This window comes from Actinophytocola xanthii, from assembly GCF_001921205.1.
GTDB classification, from domain to species: Bacteria; Actinomycetota; Actinomycetes; order Mycobacteriales; family Pseudonocardiaceae; genus Actinophytocola; species Actinophytocola xanthii.
The window spans coordinates 1-6672 of record NZ_MSIE01000143.1 but is presented as its reverse complement, the minus strand read 5'-3'; the positions used below and the strand labels follow the sequence as shown (position 1 = coordinate 6672).

At 74.6% G+C, this 6672-nt stretch carries 7 protein-coding genes and 1 pseudogene; 3 read left to right on the top strand and 5 right to left on the bottom strand.

Annotation, left to right across the window (positions count from 1 at the left end):
* Nucleotides 1–705: pseudogene (locus BU204_RS39795) on the bottom strand (hypothetical protein); the annotation flags it as partial.
* Between BU204_RS39795 and BU204_RS37310 the strand changes: the two are divergent.
* A complete protein-coding gene (locus BU204_RS37310; protein WP_143230040.1) occupies nucleotides 674–1705 on the top strand; it encodes a hypothetical protein in 1032 nt (343 codons plus the stop codon). The pseudogene BU204_RS39795 and the gene BU204_RS37310 overlap by 32 nt on opposite strands.
* Before the next feature lie 90 nt (nucleotides 1706–1795).
* Nucleotides 1796–2341, top strand: coding sequence for a GtrA family protein (locus BU204_RS37305; protein WP_075130507.1), 546 nt, complete (start codon nucleotides 1796–1798; stop codon nucleotides 2339–2341).
* On the opposite strand, the gene BU204_RS37300 is transcribed toward BU204_RS37305, so the two are convergent.
* Together BU204_RS37300 and BU204_RS37295 are read right to left on the bottom strand one after the other, a co-directional pair.
* Nucleotides 2338–3630 carry an ATP-binding protein gene (locus BU204_RS37300; RefSeq protein WP_075130506.1) on the bottom strand — a complete coding sequence of 431 codons (1293 nt, stop codon included), beginning with the start codon at nucleotides 3628–3630 and terminating at the stop codon, nucleotides 2338–2340. The two genes, BU204_RS37305 and BU204_RS37300, sit on opposite strands and share 4 nt — an antisense overlap.
* A 3-nt stretch (nucleotides 3631–3633) precedes the next feature.
* Nucleotides 3634–4293 (bottom strand): response regulator transcription factor, encoded by a 660-nt coding sequence (locus BU204_RS37295; RefSeq protein WP_075130505.1) that lies wholly within the window; start codon nucleotides 4291–4293, stop codon nucleotides 3634–3636.
* 50 nt (nucleotides 4294–4343) lie between these two features.
* On the opposite strand from BU204_RS37295, the gene hisN reads away from it, so the two are divergent.
* Nucleotides 4344–5129 carry a histidinol-phosphatase gene (gene hisN, locus BU204_RS37290; RefSeq protein ID WP_075130504.1) on the top strand — a complete coding sequence of 262 codons (786 nt, stop codon included), beginning with the start codon at nucleotides 4344–4346 and terminating at the stop codon, nucleotides 5127–5129.
* Here hisN and BU204_RS37285 read toward each other — a convergent pair.
* Both BU204_RS37285 and BU204_RS42130 read right to left on the bottom strand, forming a co-directional pair.
* A complete protein-coding gene (locus BU204_RS37285; RefSeq protein WP_075130503.1) occupies nucleotides 5116–5397 on the bottom strand; it encodes a hypothetical protein in 282 nt (93 codons plus the stop codon). The two genes, hisN and BU204_RS37285, sit on opposite strands and share 14 nt — an antisense overlap.
* The coding region (locus BU204_RS42130) for a glycohydrolase toxin TNT-related protein (protein ID WP_269844685.1) at nucleotides 5394–6672 on the bottom strand (1279 nt) is incomplete at its 5' end. The genes BU204_RS42130 and BU204_RS37285, both read right to left, overlap by 4 nt.

Sequence of the window (6672 nt, the reverse complement as noted above, 5' to 3'; positions counted from 1 at the left end):
TGGCGGGGGCACGGCGGCGGGCAGCGGTGCTGGTGGGTCGGCCGGTGCGGGGGTGGGGGCGGCTGCCGGCACGGCAGGCGGCGCGGGTAGCGCGGCCACCGGCGCCGGAGGAGGAGCGGCCTCCGCGGCCAGCGGCACGGGTAGCGCGGCCACCGGCGCCGGAGGAGGAGCGGCTTCCGCGGCCAGCGGCGCGGGTAGCGCGGCCACCGGTGCTGGTGGGTCGGCCGGCGCGTCGATGCCTCGGCAGCTCGTGGGGGCCGCGGCCTCGACGGTGGCGCTCGCCGTGGCCATCGCTCTCGCGTTGGGGCTGGGGGGCGGCGGGGAGCAGGAGATCCCGGCGGCGGACCCCGCTGTCGTGCAGCCGTCGGTCGTCGAACCGGGGCAGTCGACCCCCTCGTCGGAGCCGCCGGTGAGTAGTGCGCCGCGGCCGTCGAGCACGGACTCGGCGCCGGCCTCGCCACCTGTTTCCGTGGTGCCGGCGCCGACCACGGGCGAGGAGCCGCCGACGCCCCTGTCGGGGACGGCGACGCCGCAGGAACAGCCGCAGGCGCCCTTGCCGGTGACGTTGAGTGCCAGCGGGCCGCAGCAGCCGGTATCGCTCGTCGCGGACGGGGTGGCCGAGGAGCTGCCGATCACCGTGCGCAACTCCGGGGGGTCGGCGTCGGAGCCGGTCGTGACGACGTTGACCTTGCCGGCGGGGGTCACCGCGCTCCCGGCGGGCCTGAACGGGTTCGCCGCCGCGCCGCGGCTGCGGCTCGACGGGCTGGGGCGGCAGGGCGCGTCCCGGTCGGTGGGGTGCCCGGGCGGCGTGGGGAGCGTGAGCTGCTCGGCGGCGGGGGTGGCGCCGGGTGAGACGGTCACGCTGCGCTTTCGGGTTGTCGCCGCGCGGAGTGCGGTGAGTGGGGACATCGGCGCGCGGATCACCGCCGGGCCGTCGATCACGCTCGGGTTGCGGGTGCCGGTGACCGTCGCGCCGCCGCCGGTGGTGGACGGGGTCGAGCTGACGGCGCAGGCGCAGTGGCACGGGCTGCTGACGACCCTCCTCGGCCAGCCGGCGCTGCTGGTGCATGTCGAGAACACGGGTACCAGCTCCCGGCCGGTGAAGGTGAGGGTCAACCAGCCGGGGCAGCTGCGCGACCAGGAGAAGCCGGTGACCTGCCTGGCCGGCGTGGCCACCGAGTGCACGACGCGGGCCGAGCTCACGCCCGGGGAGAGCGTCGAACTGGAGATCGAGTTCGAGACGGGTCAGCGAGGACTCGGCTGTCACCGGGACGAGCCGGGGCGGGAGGTGCAGGTGCAGGCGACGCTGGGCACCGCCCATGACGCCGTGACGGTGGTCTTCGACAGCTGGTTCTGCCCGGACCCGCCGAGCGAGACCCCGGTGCCGCCGAAGCCGCCGGTGGAGACCGAACCGGGCCTGCCGGTTCCGCCCTCGGCGGAGCCGGGGAGCGAGCCCCGGCCGACGCCCGAACCCGACTCGCCGCCGACCGCGGTGGTACCCACCCCGACGACTCCCGCTCCGCCGACACAGCATCCGCCACACCGGTCCGAACACGGTGCGGACCCGCGGCACGAAGAAGAAGGGCAGCGCGGACCCAGGCAGGGCGAACCGCCGTCGGGCGGGCCCGGTTCCGGAGAGCCCCGGCAGGAAGAACCCGGCCAGGGCGGGCTCGGCGGGCTGCTCGGGTGGTTGCTCGGCGGCTGACACGCCGGTCCCGCTCACCGACGTGCGCCCGGCCGGGCGGCTGACCCCTGCTGACGGTCGCTGAACGTCACGTCTCCGTAGACTGCGGCGGTGACCGTTGTCGACTCCGTGCTGGCGATGATCCCCGAGCCGTTGCGCGCCGTGCTCATCAAGCACCGGGAGCTGCTGAAGTTCGCCGTGGTCGGCGGTACGACGTTCGTCATCGACAACAGCATCTGGTACCTGCTGAAGCTCACCGTCCTGGAGGACAAGCCGGTCACGGCCAAGATCATCGCGATCATCATCGCCACGATCGTGTCGTACATCCTCAACCGGGAGTGGTCCTTCCGCACCCGGGGCGGCCGCGAACGCCACCACGAGGCGGCGCTGTTCTTCCTGTTCAGCGGGATCGGCGTGGCGCTCAACACGCTGCCCCTCTGGTTGTCGCGCTACTGGCTGCTGCTGGAGGAGCCGCACGTCTCGCGGCTGGTGCAGGAGGTCGCGGACTTCACCAGCGGGTCGATCATCGGCATGCTGCTCGCGATGTTCTTCCGCTTCTGGGCCTTCAAGCGCTGGGTCTTCCCCGACGAGCTCGGCGGGCGCCGCCGCCACCTCACGCCGGACGACCCGGCCGCCGAGGAGCTGGGGCACCCCTAGCGGGGGGAGCGCTCGGCGGGCCACCGGACGCCCTGCACGTCGCCGGCCCGCGGCACCGGCAGGAACACGGTGAACGTCGGCGGCCGCTTGGCGGACAGCTCGAGCCGGCCGCCGTCCGAGTCGATCAGTGCCCGGGCGAGCGCGAGGCCCAGGCCGGTCGAGCCGCCACCGGACACGCCGCGCTCGAAGATGTGCTCGGCCAGCTCGTCCGGTACCCCGGAACCCGTGTCCGTGACCTCGATCAGGACCGTGTCGCCGCTGGTGACTCCGCCGTCCCTGGCAGCGAGGGTGACCGTTCCGCCACCGTGGCGCAGGGCGTTGTCCAGCAGCACCCCGATCACCTCCCGCAGCCGAGCCGGCGACACCTTCGCCAGGAGCCCCTCCTGGATGCGCAGCTTCAGCGAACGCCCCTCCGCGCGCAGCGGCGCCCGCCACTCGTCCGCGATGCCGACCAGCTCCGCGCCGAGGTCGACGGGCTCGGCTCCGACGGCCCGGGCCTCGCGGGCGGCGGTCATCAGCTCCTCCAGCACGTCCGCGAGCCGTTCGGCCTGTTCCAGCGCCGCACCGGCCTCCCGGGCGACGTCCTCGTCCTTGACCGAGGTCAGCTCCTCGATCCGCAGCTGCAACGAGGTCAGGCGGCTGCGCAGCTGGTGGGAGACGTCGCCGACCAGCTCCCGCTCCCGCTGAACGAGCTGGGCCAGCGCCGTCGCCGACGCGTCCAAAGCCTCGGCGACCCGGTCCAGCTCGTGCACCCGGTACCGGGTCCGGTCCAGTCGGAAGTCACCCGCGCCCAGCCGGGACGCGCGCTCGGCGACGTGGCGCAGCGGCCGGGCGAGCCGTCTGGCCGTGACGCTGGCGACCAGGAACCCGATCCCGATCGTCGCCACCACGACCAGCGCGACCAACAGCGAGACCTGCGTCTGGGTGGTGCGCATCGGACCCGCGTCGATCGAGAGCCGGACCCGGCCGTGCTGGACCATCGGCACCTCCTCGCTGACGGTGTCCCCGCCCAGCTCCTCGCCCAGGCTCAGCCGCTGGTCCGAGTCCGGCAGCGTGACCAGCAGGTGCCCGCCAGGCGGGACGGCGAGGCGCACCTCGTCGAGGTCCAGCCTGCGCCCGCTGGCGACCCTGTCGTCGAGCGTGGCGGCGATCAGCCGAACCCGCGTTCCGAGGTCGTCCCTGGTCAGCGACTCGACGACGGCCGTGGCCGTGTACCCGAGCGGGATACCCAGCAGGCAGGCGGTCACTGTCACGGCCAGCAGGATCGCCAGCAGCAGGCGGCGGCGCACGGGCTACTCGGCGTTGAACCGGAAGCCGACACCCCGCACGGTGGCGATCCGGGCGGCGCGGTGACCGAGCTTGCGGCGCAGCCACGACATGTGCATGTCCAGCGTCTTGCTCGTGCGCAGCTCCGGGTCCCCCCAGACCTCGTCCAGGATCTCCTCGCGCGTGACGACCTGCCCCGCCCGCTGGATCAGCACCCGGAGCAGCTCGAACTCCTTGTTGGCCAGCGTGACCTCGTCCCCGTCGACGATCACCTGCCGGCCCGCGAGGTCCAGCTTGACGCCGTTGACCTCGACCGTGCCCGGTGCCTGGCGGCGGAGGAGGGCCCGGATCCGGGCGAGCAGCTCGGCCAGCCGGAACGGCTTCGCCACGTAGTCGTCGGCCCCTGCGTCCAGCCCGACCACGAAGTCGACCTCGTCGGCACGGGCGGTCAGCATCAGCACCGGGATGCCGCGCCCGGCCGCACGCAGCCGACGGCACACGTCCAGCCCGTCGATTCCCGGCAGCCCGAGGTCGAGCACCAGCAGGTCGACACCGCCGCTGTTGGCCGACTCGAAGGCGGTGTGGCCGTCGACGGCGACCCGCACCTCGTACCCCTCCCGGTGCAGGGCACGCGACAGCGGGTCGGCGATCGCCGCGTCGTCCTCGGCCAGCAGTACCACGCTCACGGCCTCAGCCTAAGCGCGTCGGCCCGGCCGGCGCGTGACACGATGCCCGCATGCCGAGCCACGCTGATGACCTGGCCGTCGCTCTGCGACTCGCCGACGCCGCCGACGAGATCACGACAGCCCGGTTCCTGGCCGAGGACCTGGTGGTCGACCGCAAGCCCGACCGCTCTCCGGTGACCGACGCGGACACCGCCGTCGAGGACGTCATGCGCGGAATCCTCGCCGAGGTGCGCCCTGGCGACGAGATCCTCGGCGAGGAGCGTGGCGGCGTGCTCGGCGAGGGCAGGACCTGGGTGGTCGACCCGATCGACGGGACGAAGAGCTTCCTGCGCGGCGGTCCCGCATGGGCGACGCTGATCGCGCTGGTCGAGGGCGGGGAGCCGGTCGTCGGCGTGGTCAGCGCGCCCGAGTTCGCCCGGCGCTGGTGGGCCGAGGCAGGCGGGGGTGCCTGGCTGGCCAGGTCTGGGGCCGAGCCGAGGCGGATCCGCGTCTCGGCCGTCCCGTCGCTCGAGGACGCGTACGTCTCGACGACCGACCTCAACTCGTGGGTCACCTACCACTCACGGGAGCGGTACCTGGCGCTGGTCGAGGCGTGCTGGGAGAGCCGCGCGTACGGCGACTACTGGCAGCACTGCCTGGTCGCCGAGGGCGTGCTCGACATCGCGGCCGAGCCCATCGCCAACCCCTGGGACCTGGCGGCGCTCCAGGTGCTCGTGACCGAGGCGGGCGGACGGTTCAGCGACCTGGACGGCAAGCCCGGCTTCGACCACGGCACCGCGCTCTCGTCCAACGGCCTGCTGCACGACCCGGCGCTGGCGCTGCTCAAGCAGGGGTAGGCAGCGTCCCCACGACACCGCGCACGACCTGGGCCCAGGTCAGCCGGCCGAACAGGTAGTGGCAGGCGACCTGCTCGTTGGTGAACCTGGCCCAGTCGTAGCGGTTGCCCTGCTCGCGCCAGAACACCTCCCAGCCGTACCGACCCTCGTCGTCGGGGGCGTCGTCACGCACCAGGCACCAGCGGTTGTCGGCCTCGGCGCCGATCGAGACGATCTCGGCGGGCACCCCGACCGCGCCGAGCCACTCGCCGACCGACTCGGCGTTCATGGTTCCTCCCGGGTGATGTCGGTCAGGTAGCCGAGCGCGACGAGCTCGACAGCGGAATGGGTTGTGCGGTACCGGACGCCACCGCCGGGCTGGGCGAACCAGGCGGCGGACAGCGCTCGCCAGACCGGCAGCGGGCGGAGCACCCGGTAGCGGCGGTAACCCTGGTCGAGGTGGGCGGGGGGCAGCGAACGCCGCGCGAACGCCGTGCCGGCCTCGGCGAACACCCGCCCCTCCGGCGGGCCGAACCGGTCGATCTCGGCGCCCTCGTCCAGGACCTCGGCCTCCGCCTCGGCGCAGCCGCCCTCCGGGTACTGCTCGCAGGGCGGCCAGGCGAACTCGAGCCCGTCCGGGCGGATGCCTTCCGGCGTGACGCTGCCGAACCGGACCTGGTAGCGGCGGTCCCAGTCCCGCTCGTGTTCGCCGCCGAGCGGGTCGTGCCCCTCGACGAGCTCGGCCAGGTCGGCCCTGCCGAGCGGCTCGGTCGCCTCGACCGGTGGCGCTCCCTCGCGCAGGGCGGCCAGCCGGTGAGTGGTCTCGACGAGACCCGCCTGGGGGTGGTCGCCCGGCTCGAACCGCAGCCCGGCCGCGTAGTCCAGCTCCGGGGGCGGCGGCGGCACCTGCCGACCCGGCCGGTCCGCGGCGACCGGCATGTGGCCGATGGGGAACATGTGGACCCAGAACAGGGCGAGCGCCTCGTCGCGTTCCCGGACGACGGGTTGGCCGGGGTAGTCGGCGGAGGCCTGGTGCCCGGCGGCCTGCTGGTCCGCGGCCGGGTGGACCGGGACCGGCTTGGCCGGGACGGGCTGGCCGCCCACCGCCTGGTTGACCTGCTTGCCCGGCTGGTTCTGCCCGGGTGCGGCGGCCCCGTCGGCGACGCCGGCGACGACCTTCCCGGGGCCCGGCCCCAGCGGCTGGTTCGCCGGCTGACCGGGCGGCACGGAGCCGACCACGCCACCCACCTTGCCGGCCGCGCCGTCGGAGACACCGGACCCGGACCTGCCCCCCGGCTGTCCACCCACGGCCTGGTTGGCCGGGTGACCGGGCACGCCGGTACCCGTCCTGCCCGCGCCGGGCTGCTCCCCGACACCCGCCTGGGCACCGACGCCCGACCCCGTCCTGCCCGGACCGGGCTGGCCGACACCGGCGCCCGCGGCCAGCCCGGCGCCGCTGGCAACCTGCCCACCGCCGGGCTTGCCGACCGCGGGCGCACCCGGAGCGGCGGCAGCCGCCCCCTTGCCGCGCGACTCGACCGGCGCGGCGTCGACCGGGCGGGCG

Excerpts from the sequence above, each read along its gene's own strand:
- BU204_RS37285 (WP_075130503.1), bottom strand. The coding sequence starts at position 5,397 with ATGAACGCCGAGTCGGTCGGCGAGTGGCTCGGCGCGGTCGGGGTGCCC.
- hisN (WP_075130504.1), top strand. The coding sequence starts at position 4,344 with ATGCCGAGCCACGCTGATGACCTGGCCGTCGCTCTGCGACTCGCCGAC.